Origin of the sequence: Roseovarius sp. M141 (assembly GCF_024355225.1) — a bacterium.
In the GTDB taxonomy this organism is placed as follows: domain Bacteria; phylum Pseudomonadota; class Alphaproteobacteria; order Rhodobacterales; family Rhodobacteraceae; genus Roseovarius.
Genome location: NZ_VCNH01000008.1, coordinates 851,739 through 867,750 on the forward strand (window position 1 = coordinate 851,739; position 16,012 = coordinate 867,750).

Sequence of the window (16,012 nt, forward strand, 5' to 3'; positions counted from 1 at the left end):
CCTCACCCGCAGTTTCCCTTGCCATGCGCGCGATCACGCCTATGCTGCACCCACACATGAAAGGCGCCGCAGTGCAGCATCGCGATACCGACATCACGCTTGTCACCCCCGGGGCGCCGATTGGCGCAAACACGCATGGCGGGCGGGCGAAATGCCTGCAACGCCTTGCCCGGCTGAAGATGCCGGTGCCGCCGACTGTCGCGCTGTCCTTCAAGGTGGTTCACGGCATTGCGGCGGGCGGCATGCCGGACCTGCGCGCGCTGCTGTCGATGCTGGACGGCTCGGCGCTGCTTTGCGTGCGGCCCTCGTCGGAAGACGGCGATTGGGGTGGTCCGCGCGCGGTGCTGAATATCGGCATGTCGGATGCGATGCGCGATGCGCTGGCAGACCGGATCGGCCTCGCTGCCGCGACGCGGCTGTACCTGCGGTTTATCGAAAGCTACGCGATCCACGTGGCGCGGCTGGACCCCGACATGCTGGACGACATGCCCGACGATCCGGATGATGCAGTGGCCTTTGCGCTGCGGGTCTACCTTGAAGAAACAGAAGAGCCGTTTCCGCAGGACATCGCCGTGCAACTGGCCGAGGTCCTGCGCTCCATGGCGCGCGCGTGGGAGGGAACGACCGCCCGCCTTCTGCGGCAGGCCAAGGGCGCGCCGGCGGATGCGGGGCTGGGCCTTGTGGTGCAGGAAATGGCCATCGGCCTTGGCCATGGCGAGAGCGGCAGCGGCGTGATGCAGCTGGTCAACAGCAAATCGGGCGCGCGCCAGATCACCGGGCGCTACCTCAGCCAAAGCCAGGGCCGCGATGCGCTGAGCGGCACAAACGGCACGATCTATCTGGAGCGCGATGCGCGCGGCCCGTCACTGGAAGACCTCGCGCCCGAGGCGTTCGCACAGCTGAAATCGCATCTGGTGCTTATGCGCGAAAAGCTGCGCGAGGAAATGCAGGCCGAATTCACCATTGAAAACGGCAAGCTTCACCTTTTGGATGGTATGCGCGTGGCGCGCAACGCGCGCGCCGCCGTCAGCATCGCCGTGGCGCTGGCCGAGGATCGCATCATCACCCGCGAAGAGGCGCTGATGCGGATCGAGCCGCGCGCGCTGAACGAATTGTTGCACCGGCAGGTCGATCCCGAGGCCCGCCGCGACGTTCTGGCGCGCGGTGTTGCCGCCAGCCCCGGCGCGGCCACCGGCAAGATCGTGTTCACCGCCGAGGCGTCGCAAGCCGCCGCTGCGCGCAGCGAGGCCTGCGTGCTGGTGCGGCGCGAAACCAGCCCCGAGGATATCCGCGGCATGCATGCCGCCGTCGCGGTCCTGACCGAACGCGGGGGGATGACCAGCCACGCGGCCGTGATCGGGCGCGGCATCGGCCTGCCTTGCGTGGTCGGCGCGTCCTCGATGCGGTTTCAGACGGCGGCGCGCAAGCTGACGGCGCCCGATGGCCGGGTGTTGAAGGAAGGCGATGAAATCACCATCGATGGCACCAATGGCGAGGTGCTGTTCGGGCAGGCGCCGCTGCTGGACGCGGGCCATGATGACAGTTTTCAGGTGCTGATGGCATGGGCCGACGACGTGCGCGACATCGCCGTGCGCGCCAATGCCGACACGCCCATGGACGCCAAGATGGCCCGAAATTTCAACGCGCACGGCATCGGCCTGTGCCGGACCGAGCACATGTTTTTCGAGGAAGGCCGCCTGCGCGTCATGCGCGAGATGATCTTTGCCGGCACCAGCCCCGACCGCGCGGCGGCGCTGGAGCGGCTTTTGCCCATGCAGCGCGGCGATTTTGCCGATCTGTTCCGTATCATGCAGGATCAACCGGTCTGCATCCGCCTGCTCGACCCGCCGCTGCACGAATTCCTGCCCAGCGACCGCGCCGGGCATCGCGCGCTGGCCGAGGCGCTGGATCTGCCGCTGAGCACGGTTATTCGCCGGGTCGAGGCGCTGTCGGAATACAACCCCATGCTGGGCATGCGCGGCGTTCGGCTGGGCATCACGGTGCCTGAAATCTACGAAATGCAGGTGCGCGCCATTTTTGAGGCGACGATCAAGGTCGCGAGCGAGGGCGTGCAGATCGTGCCCGAAGTCATGATCCCTCTGGTATCCGCCAGTCGCGAGGTCGAACTGGTCAAGGCGCGCGTCGATGCTGTGGCCGCCGCCGTGCGCAGCGAGACGGGACAGGATTTTGCCTACCGCCTGGGCGTCATGGTCGAAACGCCACGCGCCGCGCTGCGGGCGGGCGATATCGCGCCGCAGGTGTCGTTCCTCAGCTTTGGCACGAACGATCTGACACAGATGACCTACGGTCTCAGCCGTGACGACGCCGGACGCTTCATGTCCGACTATGTCAAGCAGGGTGTCTACGCTGAGGATCCGTTTCATACACTGGATCTGGACGGCGTGGCCGAACTGCTGAGCATCGGGGCCGAGCGCGCGCGCGCGGCCAAACCGGGAATCACGCTGTCGATTTGCGGCGAACATGGCGGCAATCCCGAATCGATTGCCTTTTGCCGGGCGGCGGGATTCGATTATGTGTCCTGTTCGCCCTTCCGCGTGCCGGTGGCGCGGCTGGCTGCCGCCCAATTGGCGGTGCGGGACAAGATCGGGGAGTAACGCCCTTGATATCCCACTATATAATGGGTAAAGGGCCGGTGTTTACACCACCGCCCATCGGCGGAATACGGCACGAAACCGCCCAAAATCGGCGCGGACTGGACGGGTGCGGCCAAAATCGGTAGGTCGCCCTGATCCTGGGGGGCGTGGCCTCTCGTTATTCGCAGGTTGACCCATGTCACCGAGTCTCAGATATATTGCCGTCGCGCTGGCCCTTGCGCTGACATCCGTCCTGCCCGCCGGGGCGGATACCGCTATCGCAAAACTGCTGGGGCAGGAACGTCGCGGCCTCAGTGCCATGTCCCAGACCCGTGTCGCCAGCTACCTCAAGGCGCCGGCCGCTACCTCGGGCTATACCCGTGAGTGGCTGGATTCCCAGCGCCCGGTCAAGGGCGGCGAGGATTGGCGCTGCCTGTCCGAGGCGCTGTATTTCGAGGCGCGCGGCGAGACGGTCAAAGGCCAGTTTGCCGTTGCCGAAGTGATCCTGAACCGCGTCGACAGCCCGCGCTATCCGGGCACCGTCTGCGGTGTCGTCAAGCAGGGCACCGGCCAGCTATATGCCTGCCAGTTCACCTATACCTGCGATGGCCGCGCCGAAGTCATCGCCGAGCCGCGCGCGTTCGAGCGCGTCGGCAAGATCGCGGAGATCATGGTCAGCGGCGCGGAACGCCCGCTGACGGGCGGCGCAACGCATTATCACACCAGATCGGTCAGCCCCGGCTGGGCCCGCGTTTTCCCGCGTACCGCGTCCATCGGAACCCATTATTTTTACAAGCAACCGACGCGGCTGTCGCAGAACTGACCCTGTGCACCGCTTTGCGGATTTGTGCGCGGTCCGGCGCCATGCTAAGTCGCGATCAGCGCGGATGTTCTCGCGCCGCGCAACCAGCAGGAATACGCGATGAGCGATGAGATTTCACTGGCCTTCGGGCATCCGGACGCCCGTGCCGAGGCGACGGCGCCCGATGGCCCGCTTGACCGCATTTCCCTGCGCGATCACATGGTCGAGGTCGAAATAGGCGCCTTTCAGGCGGAGCGGGGCATCACCCAGCGCATTTGCTTCAATGTCGTGGTCGAAGTGCGCCCGGCGGGCGAGGATCTGGAGGATGACGTCGATCGCATCCTCAGCTATGACCGCGTGACCGAGGCGATTGCCGCCGAACTGGCCGAAGAGCGGTTGAACCTGCTGGAAACCTTGGCCGAGAATGTGGCCGAGCGTATTTTGGCCGAACCGCAGGCCGTGCGCACCTTTGTGCGTATCGAAAAGCTGGATCGAGGGCCGGGCGCGCTGGGCGTTGAAATCGTCCGCTCGGTCAGCGATCTGGCGACCAAGCCGGTCGGCGCACATGATCAGACCGCACCGCGCCCGCATGTCGTATTTCTCAGCAATGGCGCCGTGAAATCCCCCAACCTGATCCGTTGGCTGGACCAGCTGGAGCAGCGCGCCGAGCCAGTGATTCTATGCGTTGGACGTGCCGATGTGATGCCGCCCCAGACCGGTCACCGCATGACCCAGCGCCGGGTGGACCTGTTGGCGATCGAGCAGAACGCATGGGTGCTGGCCGGGCGCGACGATCGCTTTGTCGTGGTCGACACGCGGACCGAGCTGGACTGGGCCATGCGTCACGGCCGGATCAGCGTCTGGGCGCCGTCCAAGATTGTGCTGGACGCTGTCGACGGGCCGACCGTCGGCCCCGACAAGCCCGTCGCACTGGCCGCGTGGTTCGCAGGGCATATGGACGCCTCCGACCTATTGCTGATCGGTGAAGATCCGCCCGAAAATGGTGCCAAGGTACCCGTTCTGGTGCAGGACATCGCGCAATCGGGGCTGTGAGATGAGCCGCGTCTACTACCGCCCTATCGCGCAGACCGATCCCTGCCGCCCGGCGGGCGCATTGCCGCTGGCGGGGGGCTGGACATGGTTTGACCGCGCCGAGCGTCTGACCCGCGATGGCGGCAGTGATCTGATCGCAGCCCACGATATTCCGGGCGACGTGCGTGACCGCCTGATCGCGCCGCGCGCGCCGGTTGCGCGGCTGGGGTTCGATGCGCCGCGCCTTATGGGTATCCTCAACGTGACGCCTGACAGCTTTTCCGATGGCGGCCAGTTCAATGGTTCCGAGGCTGCACTGGCGCAGGCCCATGCCATGGCCGAGGTGGGCGCGGACATGATCGATGTGGGGGGCGAATCGACTCGCCCCGGCTCTCTTCCGGTGCCGCCCGAGGAAGAGATCGCGCGCACAGCGCCCGTCATCGCCGCCATCCGTGCAGGGCTGCAAACGCCGATCTCCATCGACACGCGCAAGGCGTCCGTCGCCAGCGCGGCAATCGCGGCAGGGGCAGATCTGGTCAATGACGTGTCGGGATTTACCTACGATTCGGCGCTTGCGCCATGGTGCGCCGAGGCCGGCCTGCCGGTTTGCGTGATGCATGCGCAAGGCGATCCGCAGACGATGCAGGACAATCCGGTCTACGATCATGTGACGCTGGATGTCTTTGATTTCCTGTCGGGCCGGATCGACGCGCTGGTGGTGCAGGGTGTCGCCCGGTCGCAGATCATTGTCGATCCCGGTATCGGATTCGGCAAGACACAGGCGCATAACCTGACCTTGCTCAGCCAGCTCAGCCTCTTTCACGGTCTTGGCTGTCCCGTCCTTCTGGGCGCCTCGCGCAAGAAATTCATCGCCACCATCGGCGCCGCCCCGGATACTGCGGCGCGCATGCCCGGTTCGGTCGCCGTGGCGCTGGCGGGGGTCGCGCAGGGCGTGCAGATCATCCGTGTGCATGACGTGGCGGCGACGCGGTCTGCCATTGCGTTGTGGCGGGCGACGACATCCGGACGCCACTGAGATTATTCGCGAATACTCTCAGGCCCGGCGGCGAGCGGTGAACAGGCGTCGCAGCGCCCCCGCCTGGCTGAGGCCGAGGCCGAACAGGATCAGCAGTAATGCCCAATAGATGTTGGTCGGCAGCTCCTCGCCCAGAAAAACGATGCCCAGCATCATCGACCACAGCGGCACCTGATAATTCAGCAATGACATGAACACTGGCCCGGCGCTGCGGATCACTTGCACCAGCAGCAATTGCGCCGTGCCGGTCGGCAGCGTGCCCAGGTACAGCAGCGCCAGAAGGCTGGTGGTCGGAACGCTGTCGGGGATGCCTTCGACCATCAGGGCATAGGGCACGAACAGCGCCGCTGCGATGGTCAGCGCTGCTGCGGACAGCGATATCATGTCCACATCCGGGCATAGCCGCGTGAGGATTGCGCCGATCGCATAGCTGAGCGCAGCCGCAACGCAGGCAATCCGCGCCGTCAGTTCGAACTCGGTGCCCGTCGCCGCAAAGGCAGCGGGGCCGATCAGCACGACCACCCCACAGGTGCCGATCATGAACCCGATGAAGCGGCGCAGGTTCATCCGGTCGCCCGGCACCAGAAAATGCGCCAGCGGCAGAATCAGCAATGGCACTATCGCCATGCAGACCCCGGCAAAGCCCGAGGCGACGAATTGCTGGCTCCAGCTGAGCAGGAAGAACGGCAATGCGTTGGTGAAAATGCCCATGCCGAGGGCAAAGCTCCAGACAATCCCGGCGCCCTTGCCGCGGATGGGTGGCAGGCCGGTGCCACGCGCGTAGGCGATGGTCAGCAGCAAGATCGCCCCGAGGCCCAGACGCGATGCAACCACCAGACGCGGGCCGACGCCCTCGAGGGCGAGCTTGGTAAACATGAACGCGGCGCCGAACATGGCACCGAGAATCACAAGGCGCAGCCAATTGATCGGACTGATGGGTGTCATGGCCTCGGCCCCGCGTTTGGACGTTAAAAAGGGCACCCGGCGACCGGATGCCCCTTCGATGGTAATGTCGGTGCGATCAGTTCTTGTCCTGATCGACCAGCTTGCCGGCGGAGATCCACGGCATCATGCCGCGCAGCTTCTTGCCGACTTCTTCGATCTGATGCTCGTCGTTCATCCGGCGTCTGCCCTTGAAGAACGGCTGGCCAACCGCGTTTTCGGTCATGAAGTCACGCACGAATGCGCCCGACTGGATGTCGTTCAGGATCGCCTTCATCTCTTTCTTTGTCTGCTCGTAGGGCAGGACGCGCGGGCCGGAGACATATTCGCCATATTCGGCCGTGTTCGAGATCGAGTAGTTCATGTTGGCGATGCCGCCCTCATAGATCAGGTCGACGATCAGCTTGACCTCGTGCAGGCACTCGAAATACGCCATTTCGGGCGCATAACCGGCCTCGACCAGCGTCTCGAAGCCCATGCGGATCAACTCGACCAGACCGCCACACAGGACGGCCTGTTCGCCGAAGAGGTCGGTCTCGCATTCTTCGCGGAAGTTCGTCTCGATAATGCCCGAACGGCCACCGCCGATGGCGGAGCAGTAGGACAGGCCGATTTCCAGCGCCTTACCGGATGCGTCGGTGTCGACAGCCACGAGGCAGGGCACGCCGCCGCCCTTGACGTATTCGCCGCGCACGGTGTGGCCGGGGCCCTTGGGTGCCATCATGATGACGTCGATGCCTGCCTTCGGCTCGATCAGGCCGAAATGCACGTTCAGGCCGTGGGCAAACGCGATCGCGGCGCCTTCGCGGATGTTGTCATGCACGTATTTCTTGTAGGTCTCGGCCTGCAATTCGTCGGGCATGGTGAACATGATCAGATCGGCCCAGGCGGCTGCCTCGGCGATGCCCATGACCTTGAGGCCTTCGCCCTCGGCCTTCTTGGCCGATTTGGAGCCTTCGCGCAGGGCGACGACGAGGTTCTTGGCACCGGAATCGCGCAGGTTCAGCGCGTGGGCGTGACCCTGGCTGCCGTAGCCGAGGATGGCCACTTTCTTGTCCTTGATCAGGTTGATGTCGCAATCGCGATCGTAATAAACGCGCATGATTTTGTCCTTTCGTTGCACTGTTGGCGCTGAAACTACGCGATGTGCCCCGAGAGGAAATACAAAAGCCTGTTGATGGGCTGGTTTTTTTGAGTATTTATTCGAACATTGAAAGATTGGCGGGATAATCATGCTGGACGATACGGACAGGCGGATCTTGCGGCATTATCAGCACGACCCACGGCTGGGGCTGACCGCATTGGCGGATCTGGCGGGGGTGACGGCCAATACCTGTGCCCGGCGGCTGGAGCGGATGCAGGCGGGCGGCGTGATTCTGGGCAACCGCGCGGTGATCGACTGGGCAAGGCTGGGCTATGAGGTCGAGGTGTCGTTGCGCGCGCAACTGGACAAGACGCAGCCGCGTGCGTTTGACGAATTCACGGCGGCGGCGCGGGAGGTGCCCGAAGTGATCGAGATTCAGACCTTTCTGGGCCGGGTCGATCTGCGGCTCTACGTGATCGCGCGGGACATGGCACATTACCAGCATATCTATCGCACCGCGATTCTGCCATTGCCGCATATCACCGATATCGAGGCGTTGATGCATATGGCGCGGATCAAGTCGGACGAGGGGTTGCCACTGTGATTGATCTGGATGAGACGGACCGCCGGATCTTGCGTGCGCTGGTGGCGGACGCCACGCAGAACGCCAGCGCGCTGGGGCGCAAGCTGGGCCTGTCGCAGCCCGCAACGTGGCGGCGGGTGAAGCGGCTGTATGATACGGGCGTGATCAAGGGGCAGCGTCTGGATCTGGACCGCGAGCGGCTGGGATTCGGCGTCGCCGTGTTTCTGGGGATCAAGCTGGCGACCAAGGGGCGCGTCAGCCTTGATGATTTCGAGCGGGCGGTCAGCGCCATTCCCGAAGTGCAGAGTGTCGAGCATATTCTGGGCGTCTATGATTATCGCCTGCGGGTTGTCGCGCGGGATATCAGCGATTTCGAGCGCGTCCTGCGGCGCCGGATCATGACGCTGCCCGGCGTCGGCGATGTCGAGGCCAACGTTTTGCTGAGCGAGGAGCGCAGGCCCGGCCCTATCGGGTAATATTAGTATGCCGATGTATCCGTTGCCATTGCGATTGTTGCGCGCTAACAGTTGGCAAACCTAATCCCGGAGATGCAATATGACTGCCCTTCTCGATACTGTCGATCCCGATGGCCTGCTGGAATATTCGGTGGTGTTCACCGACCGGTCGCTGAACCATATGTCGGCCGCCTTTCAGGGCGTAATGCGCGATATTTCAGGAATGCTGAAAGATGTGTATAACGCCGATGCCGTGGCGCTGATCCCCGGCGGCGGCAGCTATGCGATGGAGGCGGTCGCGCGCCAGTTTGGCAGCGATGCGCATGCGCTGATCGTGCGCAACGGCTGGTTTTCCTATCGCTGGACGCAAATTTTCGACGCGGGCAAGTTTACGTCCGAGGAAACCGTTTGCATGGCGCGCCAGTCGGGCAATGATGCCACCGCGCCATTTGCTCCGGCTCCGATCGAAGAGGTAACGGCGCGTATCCGCGAGGCCAAGCCGGACGTGGTGTTCGCGCCGCATGTGGAAACTTCGGCGGGGATCATCCTGCCCGATGACTACCTCAAGGCGCTTGCGGATGCGGCGCATGACGTGGGCGCGCTGTTGGTGTTGGATAGCATCGCGTCGGGCTGTGCCTGGGTCGATATGAAGGCCACCGGCGTCGATGTACTGATCTCGGCCCCGCAAAAGGGCTGGTCGGCCTCACCCTCGGCGGGGATGGTGATGATGTCGCAACGTGCGGTGGACCGGATGGAAGGCACGCAGTCCAACAGTTTTGCGATTGACCTCAAGAAGTGGCACCAGATCATGCTGGCCTATGAGAATGGCGGCCATGCCTATCACGCCACCATGCCGACCGACGCGCTGCGCGCGTTCCGCGATACCATGCTGGAAACCAAGGAATACGGCTTTGAAAAGCTGCGCGCCGCGCAATGGGCGCTGGGTGATGGCGTGCGCGCGATGCTGAAGGAGCGCGGCGTGAAGTCGGTCGCTGCCGAGGGTTTCGGCGCGCCGGGCGTCGTGGTCAGCTACACCGACGATCCCGACATCCAGAACGGCAAGAAGTTCGCGGCCGAAGGCCTGCAGATCGCCGCAGGCGTGCCGCTACAGGTGGGTGAACCCGAGGGGTTCCGTACCTTCCGGTTGGGCCTGTTTGGCCTGGACAAGCTGTACGATGTGGACGGTGCGCTGTCGCGGTTGCGGGCTGCGTTGGACAAGGTGCTTTAGTCAGCCGCCTTGTGTCCACGTGCGCCGAGGCCCAGACGCATCAGGCCCCGGCGCACCGGCGCCAACGCATAGAGCGCGTTCAGCCCCATTGCGCGTGCATCGCGCAGGGGCTGCGCGTCCACCATCGACGCGCGGTTCAGCAGGTCAATGCCGACCGTGCGTGCGACGATATCGGCGTGGCGGGCGCGGTGATAGGCGTCCAGCATGGCGGTATCGCCTAAGGTTTCGGGTGACTTTTCCGCCAGATCCAATAGCGCAGCGACATCGGCAAGGCTCATGTTCAGGCCTTGCGCACCGATGGGCGGCACGACATGCGCGGCCTCGGCGATCAGCGCGACGCGCTGGGCGCTCATCCGATCCGCGCGCTGGGTGATGATCGGCCACACTGTGCGGCGGCTGGCCAAGGTTAGCGGGCCGAGGATGTGGCAGGAGCGGATGTTCATCTCGGCCTCGAACGCCGCCTCATTCAGCGCGGCAAGGCGCTGCGCCTCGGCGCCGCGCTCCATCCAGACGATGGCTGAAGACGGCATGCCCTCGTGATCGGGCAGCGGGACCAGCGTGAAGGGGCCGCCGCTACGGTGGATTTCGGTCGATACATTTTCGTGCGGGATCGGGTGCGTGACGGCAAAGGCCAGCGCCTTTTGTCCGTAGCGCGTGGTGCATACGTCGATGCCCGCCGCGCGCCGAATGGGCGAATTGCGCCCGTCGGCGGCCAGAACCAGCCGCGCGGTGACGCGGGCGCCGTCCGACAGGGTGACGATCGCCTCGTCATCGCGGGTCAGCAGATCGCCGGTGCCGGTGCCGGGGCGGAACTGGACGCTGGACAATTCACCGATTCGGGCCAGCATTTCGCGGCGCAACAGCCAGTTGGGCAGGTTCCAGCCAAAGGGCAGGTCTGACAGCTCGTCCGCCGCAAAGGCGCGCACAAGGCGCGGTGTGGCCTCAACCCCGCCCGCGTCGACGATGCGCATGGTCTCAAGTGGCGTGGCATGGGCGGCGAGGCGATCCCAGATTCCCGCGCGCGTCAGTAGCGCCTGCGCAGGCTGCAAGAAGGCCGTGCTGCGCAAATCCGAACCTTCCGCTTCGCGGTCGGTGATGGGCGCAGCGGGATCGACGCATAGCACGGTGAACCCGGCATTGCCGAAAATGCAGGCTGCAGTCAGTCCGGCCACGCCGCCGCCGGAAATCAGAATGTCGAAATCAGCCATATCGCCCTCTTGCCGTTGATCATTCCGCGCGCGGATACCTTACGGCCGCGCGCGCGCGGACGCCAGTTGGGCGCAGGCCCTATTTCCCCAAGGTTATGGCAATGAGCGCGATCCAGATCACCGGAACCATCGCCAGTGCGGGCAGGTACAAGCCGGGTACGCCCCAGATGAACACGCACAGCCCCCATGCCACCAGCGCAACAAGAACCGTCAGCAGGATTTTTGCGGCGACAACGTTCTCGGATGATTCGGTGCGGCGGCCGGTTGGGGCGGCGTCGGTTTGGGTCATGGGGGCATTGGGCATCTGGCGGCCTTCCTTCTTTGTTCGGATGAATAGACAGATACCGCATTTGCCTGATCATTTCATCTGGCGAATGCGCGCGCTAATTGCCGCAGCCCTAAATGATCTGCGCCAGAAAACCGTTGAGATCGTCGGTGTGGTGATGGATATGCGCGGCCTGTTGCGGATACGGCGCGACATGTACCGTGCGCAGGCCCATGGCGTGCGGCACGGCCAGATTGCGCGGGTCGTCCTCGAACATGGCCGCCCGGCTGGCGGTCAGGCCATCGGCATCGAACACGGCGCGGAACGCTTCGGCGTCCGGTTTGGGCGAATAGCCGGCATGTTCGACGCCATAGATTGCGTCGAACACACCGTCCAGTCCGCGCGCGGCGGCGACGCGGGTGGCATAGGGCGCGGTGCCGTTGGTGTAGATGATCTTGCGCCCCGGCAGCGCCGTGATGCGGTCGCGCAGGGTGGCATCGGGGGTAAGGGGGGCCATGTCGATGTCATGTACCGCGATCAGGTAGTCATCCGGCGCCATGCCATGCACGCGCATCAGCCCGGCCAGTGTGGTGCCGTGTTCGTGCCAGTACAGGGCACGCAGGCGATCCGCCTCGGCGCGGTCCACGTCCAGCGTGTCCATGACGAACTGCGTCATCCGCACCTCGATCTGATCGAACAGGCGGATGTCGGGGGAATAAAGCGTGTTATCCAGATCGAACACCCAGGTGTCGACATGGCTGAAATCATGTTTCGGCATGGCGCTAGAGGTAAGCGCAATTCAGGCGTTGTCAACATGCGCGGGCTTGATTGGCCCGCCCGGCGCCCCTAGGGTCTGGCGACCCTTTCAGATGACCGGAAACCTCGCCATGAAACCCGCCCCGACCGACGCCTATGCCCTGATCCTCGAGGCGATCGACATGGGCATGTTCAAGCCCGGCGACCGTCTGGTCGAAAGCGATCTGGCCGAGCGGTTCGGCGTGTCGCGCACACCGATTCGCGAGGCGCTGCAACGGCTTGAGACGCAGTCTTTGGTGGCGCGCGACGGGCGCAGCCTGATCGTGGCATCACTGGATCACAACCAGCGCGCCGAGCTATACGTCGTGCGCGCCGAGCTTGAGGGGCTGGCCGCCAGCCTTGCCGCGCGCCATGCCACCCCCGAAGAGGTGACGGTGCTGCGCGGCATGGTCGAACATGACCGCGCCCTGATTGGCCGGCCCGATCTGATGGCGCGCGCCAACCGGCGGTTTCACAAGCAGATCCATCTGGCCTCGCATAACCGGTTTTTGGTGCAGCAACTGGACCTTGTCCATCGGTCGATGGCGCTGATGGCGACGACGTCGCTGGCCGCCGAGGGCCGGGGCGAGGTGGCGATTGCCGAACACGAGGCCATCGTCGCCGCGATCGAGGCGGGCGATGCCCGCGCCGCGCATGACGCGCTCAAGGCGCATATATCAAAGGCGTTCATGACGCGGCTGCGGCTGGAATCGGGTGAGGTTGAGTCGATCCTGTGATGCTCCGGGCTAAGGTGTGCGGATCGGCGCCCCCGCCTTTTTCGCCGACCTCGTTAGCGAATGGCCATGGCTGGTCTTGTCCCAATAGAACGGCGCGACGATCATCTCATACAGCGCCTTGATTGCCGCAATGGTGCCCAGCGGCGTGTACAGATGCATCGTCGGTGCCCATAGCAGCAAATGCCGGTGCTGACGTCCCGACACGCCCAGCATGTAAAAGCCGATATTCAGGAACTCGACCGCCAGAAACAGCTGGCCGAACCGCGCCAGCGTTGTCTGGGGCAGAATCGAGTCCAGCGGATGCGGTAGCCCGAACACCACCAGCCAGAACGACCACAGGAACGGCGCCAGCAGGAATTGCGACAGCGCCGCCACGAAATGCGCCTGAAATCCGCAGAATTGCCACGTGCCAAGCTGGCGATGCAGCGTCAGGGGCCGGCGCATATGCACCAGGTACGTCGTCATATAGCCCTTGAGCCAGCGCGATCGCTGCTTGACCCACGGCCAGGGACGGCAATTCGCTTCTTCCCCGGTGACGGTGCCGATCATTTCGGTGCGATAGCCGTGCCGGGCGAGACGAAAGCCCAGATCGGCATCCTCGGTGACGTTATGCGCGTCCCAGCCGCCGAGGGCCTCCAGCGCGTCGCGCCGGAAATACAGTGTTGTGCCGCCCAGCGGAATGGCAAAGCCCAGTCGTGCCATACCGGGCAGCATGACGCGGAACCATGTCGCGTATTCGATGGTGAAACAGCGCGCCAGCCAGTTCTGGCGCGGGTTGTAGTAATCGAGGACGCCCTGAAGGCAGGCCACGTCGGGCGGGGCGGCCTGAAACCGGCGGGCGATCTGGGTGATCTGGTCGGGGTCCGGCGCGTCTTCGGCATCGAAAATGCCGACGATGTCGCCCTCGCAAAAATCCAGCGCATAGTTCATCGCCCGCGGTTTGGTGCGGGGTTGGCCATCGGGGACGACGACGGCGCGCATCCAGGGCGGCAGGTCGATCTCGGCCAGAGTCTGCCGTGTGGTGTCGTCCTTTTCCTCAAGCACCAGAATGACGTCGAGCAAGCATTTGGGGTAGGTCAACCGGGTCAGCCGGGTAATCAGCGCATGGGCGATCTCGGTCTCGCGGAACAGCGGCACGAGGATCGAAACCTTGGGCAGTCTGGCGCCGGACGGGAGCGGAGGTTGTACCCCTTCGAGCGGGCCCATGGCGACACGCGCGCAGACCGCCGCCATTTTCAGCGTGGCCGACAGAATCAACGTCAGCGTGGCCCAGCCGACCAAGCCGACAAAGACCGTGGCCGGATACAGCGCGGTCAGCGCAATGCAGACCACCATCGCGGCCAGCGCCAGCAAAATGCGCCGCGCGGGCGAGGCGCTCCAGGTGCGGCAGCTTTCCTGCTCGGGGGTGCGGGTCTGTGCATCGATGGTCAGGCGGCTGCGGGCGCTTTGGGCGACTGAGGTCTGGATGGCGCGGCGCGGCGCGATGATGCGCGGCAGATCGTGCAGGCCGCCGGGCAGATTGTCATTGGCTGCACGTGTATCGGGGCTGTCCACCGCCAGCCGCAGCTGACCATCCGCGCCTCGCAGCGGCGCTTGCGTGGTTTTGATCAGATGGCGGGCATCCACGCCATCCGGCAATTCGGCACCGTGCGCCAATTCCTGGGGCGTCGCCAGACGCAGGTTTGCGCGCGTGGCTTGAGCGTTCAGGATGTCGGGCGCATCCACCAGCCCTTCGGCCAGCAGCACGCGATGCAGCGGCGCATCGCAATGGGCCTGAACGATCTGTGCCAGCTCGGCGTCCGAACGGGAAATCACCCCGGTCCGCACCAGATAGCGGCCCAGATCACACAGATCACTGCCCTGCGGCCCGGTGCCCCGTCTGCGGACGCCATGCCAGGACTGCGTGTCCAGCTCTCGCAGTTCCGAGATGCCCATAAGATACCTTCCGCCCTCACTCTTGGCGTAAAGGTTCGTCCATTGGTGTTAATGGAACGTGAAGATTTCCTTAACGGGCGTCAGGAAACGGCTGTTTTCAGGGACATCGACGTTGCAAACCGTTCGAACAGGTAAAAGCTGTCCTGCGGTCCCGGGCTGGCCTCGGGGTGGTGCTGCACCGAAAAGACCGGGCGATTCTTGACCGCGATGCCACAGTTCGACCCATCGAACAGCGAAACATGCGTCTCTTCCACGCCGTCGGGCAGGCTTTGGCCGTCTACGGCAAAGCCGTGGTTCATCGACGTGATCTCGACCTTGCCGGTGGTGTAATCCTTGACCGGATGGTTGGCGCCATGGTGGCCGTGCCCCATCTTGACGGTCTGGGCGCCCAGCGCCAACGCCAGCATCTGATGGCCGAGGCAGATGCCAAAGATCGGGATATCGGCGTTCAGCAGATCCTTGATCACCGGCACGGCGTAGACGCCCGTCGCCGCGGGATCGCCGGGGCCGTTCGACAGGAATACGCCGTCAGGCTTGTGCGCCAGCACGTCTTCTGCCGTCGCGGTTGCGGGCAAAACGGTGATGTCACAGCCCGCCGAGGCGAGGCAGCGCAGGATATTGCGCTTGGCGCCGTAGTCGATGGCGACGACCTTGTACTTGGCATCGGTCTGGCGCGGATACCCATCCGGCCAGGCCCAGCGCATTTCGTCCCAGCGGTAGGATTGCGCGCAGGTGACGTCCTTGGCCAGATCCAGCCCCTTCAGCCCGGCGAACCCGCGCGCCCTGGCGATCAACGCATCGGTGTCGAAATTGCCGTCCGGATCATGCGCCAGCGCAACGTGCGGTGCACCCTGCTGGCGAATTGCGCGGGTCAGGCGCCGCGTGTCGACGCCCCCAATCGCGATGCGCCCGCGCTGGGCCAGCCAATCCTGTAACCGCTGGGTGCTGCGCCAGTTGCTGGGCTCGGTCGGGTCCCACTTGACGACCATGCCGGCGGCGACGGGGTCTGCGGTTTCGTCATCCTCGGGGCAGGTGCCGGTGTTGCCGATATGGGGAAAGGTAAACGTCACGACCTGGCCCGCATAGCTGGGGTCGGTCATGATTTCCTGATAGCCGGTCATCGCGGTGTTAAAGCAGAGCTCTGCCACGACTTCACCGGTGGCGCCGAAACCGCGTCCATAAAGCAACGTGCCATCGGCCAGCGCAAGGCAGGCGGTGGGGCGGGGCTGGGGCGCATGGGGCATGGCGGCTCTCCGGTGATCTGGAATGACGGGATATCTGGAAGGTGGGGGCAAAATCTGCGCGAACCTAAAGCG

At 64.5% G+C, this 16,012-nt stretch carries 15 protein-coding genes; 8 read left to right on the forward strand and 7 right to left on the reverse strand.

Annotated elements, in window-relative coordinates:
• Positions 1 to 56: 56 nt before the first annotated feature.
• The 4 genes from FGD77_RS08260 to folP all read left to right on the forward strand — a co-directional run bounded on the left by FGD77_RS08260 (position 57) and on the right by folP (position 5,464).
• The gene (locus FGD77_RS08260; protein WP_255008406.1) at positions 57 to 2,615 is read left to right on the forward strand and encodes a putative PEP-binding protein; all 2,559 of its coding nucleotides are present in this window, start codon (positions 57 to 59) and stop codon (positions 2,613 to 2,615) included.
• Positions 2,616 to 2,790: 175 nt separating this feature from the next.
• Entirely contained in the window at positions 2,791 to 3,417 is a 627-nt protein-coding gene (locus FGD77_RS08265; protein ID WP_255008408.1) for a cell wall hydrolase, read from the forward strand.
• Positions 3,418 to 3,516: 99 nt separating this feature from the next.
• Positions 3,517 to 4,449, forward strand: coding sequence for a dihydroneopterin aldolase (locus tag FGD77_RS08270; RefSeq protein ID WP_255008410.1), 933 nt, complete (start codon positions 3,517 to 3,519; stop codon positions 4,447 to 4,449).
• A gap of 1 nt (position 4,450) precedes the next feature.
• On the forward strand, positions 4,451 to 5,464 hold the full coding sequence (gene folP / locus FGD77_RS08275) for a dihydropteroate synthase (RefSeq protein ID WP_255008413.1): 1,014 nt from the start codon (positions 4,451 to 4,453) through the stop codon (positions 5,462 to 5,464).
• Between the two features lie 18 nt (positions 5,465 to 5,482).
• Here folP and FGD77_RS08280 read toward each other — a convergent pair whose 3' ends face one another.
• Together FGD77_RS08280 and ilvC are read right to left on the reverse strand one after the other, a co-directional pair.
• Positions 5,483 to 6,409 carry a DMT family transporter gene (locus FGD77_RS08280; protein WP_255008415.1) on the reverse strand — a complete coding sequence of 309 codons (927 nt, stop codon included), beginning with the start codon at positions 6,407 to 6,409 and terminating at the stop codon, positions 5,483 to 5,485.
• 76 nt (positions 6,410 to 6,485) lie between these two features.
• Positions 6,486 to 7,508 (reverse strand): ketol-acid reductoisomerase, encoded by a 1,023-nt coding sequence (ilvC, locus tag FGD77_RS08285; RefSeq protein ID WP_255008417.1) that lies wholly within the window; start codon positions 7,506 to 7,508, stop codon positions 6,486 to 6,488.
• A 130-nt stretch (positions 7,509 to 7,638) separates the two neighbouring features.
• On the opposite strand from ilvC, the gene FGD77_RS08290 reads away from it, so the two are divergent.
• The 3 genes from FGD77_RS08290 to FGD77_RS08300 all read left to right on the forward strand — a co-directional run bounded on the left by FGD77_RS08290 (position 7,639) and on the right by FGD77_RS08300 (position 9,756).
• Positions 7,639 to 8,094 (forward strand): Lrp/AsnC family transcriptional regulator, encoded by a 456-nt coding sequence (locus FGD77_RS08290; RefSeq protein ID WP_255008419.1) that lies wholly within the window; start codon positions 7,639 to 7,641, stop codon positions 8,092 to 8,094.
• The gene (locus FGD77_RS08295) at positions 8,091 to 8,549 is read left to right on the forward strand and encodes an Lrp/AsnC family transcriptional regulator (protein ID WP_255008421.1); all 459 of its coding nucleotides are present in this window, start codon (positions 8,091 to 8,093) and stop codon (positions 8,547 to 8,549) included. The genes FGD77_RS08290 and FGD77_RS08295 overlap by 4 nt, the downstream gene beginning before the upstream one ends.
• Positions 8,550 to 8,628: 79 nt before the next feature.
• The gene (locus FGD77_RS08300; RefSeq protein WP_255008423.1) at positions 8,629 to 9,756 is read left to right on the forward strand and encodes an aminotransferase class V-fold PLP-dependent enzyme; all 1,128 of its coding nucleotides are present in this window, start codon (positions 8,629 to 8,631) and stop codon (positions 9,754 to 9,756) included.
• Here the strand turns inward: FGD77_RS08300 and FGD77_RS08305 are convergent.
• The 3 genes from FGD77_RS08305 to FGD77_RS08315 form a co-directional block, all read right to left on the reverse strand.
• A complete protein-coding gene (locus FGD77_RS08305; protein WP_255008424.1) occupies positions 9,753 to 10,964 on the reverse strand; it encodes a UbiH/UbiF family hydroxylase in 1,212 nt (403 codons plus the stop codon). The two genes, FGD77_RS08300 and FGD77_RS08305, sit on opposite strands and share 4 nt — an antisense overlap.
• Positions 10,965 to 11,043: 79 nt before the next feature.
• Positions 11,044 to 11,268: a hypothetical protein gene (locus FGD77_RS08310; RefSeq protein WP_255008426.1), complete on the reverse strand. Its 225-nt coding sequence runs from the start codon at positions 11,266 to 11,268 to the stop codon at positions 11,044 to 11,046.
• Between the two features lie 94 nt (positions 11,269 to 11,362).
• Positions 11,363 to 12,007 carry a pyrimidine 5'-nucleotidase gene (locus FGD77_RS08315; protein ID WP_255008428.1) on the reverse strand — a complete coding sequence of 215 codons (645 nt, stop codon included), beginning with the start codon at positions 12,005 to 12,007 and terminating at the stop codon, positions 11,363 to 11,365.
• Positions 12,008 to 12,116: 109 nt separating this feature from the next.
• Here FGD77_RS08315 and FGD77_RS08320 point away from each other — a divergent pair, with 109 nt between their 5' ends.
• Positions 12,117 to 12,761 carry a GntR family transcriptional regulator gene (locus FGD77_RS08320; protein WP_255008429.1) on the forward strand — a complete coding sequence of 215 codons (645 nt, stop codon included), beginning with the start codon at positions 12,117 to 12,119 and terminating at the stop codon, positions 12,759 to 12,761.
• A 9-nt stretch (positions 12,762 to 12,770) separates the two neighbouring features.
• Here the strand turns inward: FGD77_RS08320 and FGD77_RS08325 are convergent, their stop codons facing one another.
• On the reverse strand, positions 12,771 to 14,696 hold the full coding sequence (locus FGD77_RS08325) for a glycosyltransferase (RefSeq protein WP_255008431.1): 1,926 nt from the start codon (positions 14,694 to 14,696) through the stop codon (positions 12,771 to 12,773).
• A gap of 80 nt (positions 14,697 to 14,776) precedes the next feature.
• The gene (carA, locus tag FGD77_RS08330) at positions 14,777 to 15,940 is read right to left on the reverse strand and encodes a glutamine-hydrolyzing carbamoyl-phosphate synthase small subunit (RefSeq protein WP_255008435.1); all 1,164 of its coding nucleotides are present in this window, start codon (positions 15,938 to 15,940) and stop codon (positions 14,777 to 14,779) included.
• Between the last annotated feature and the right edge of the window lie 72 nt (positions 15,941 to 16,012).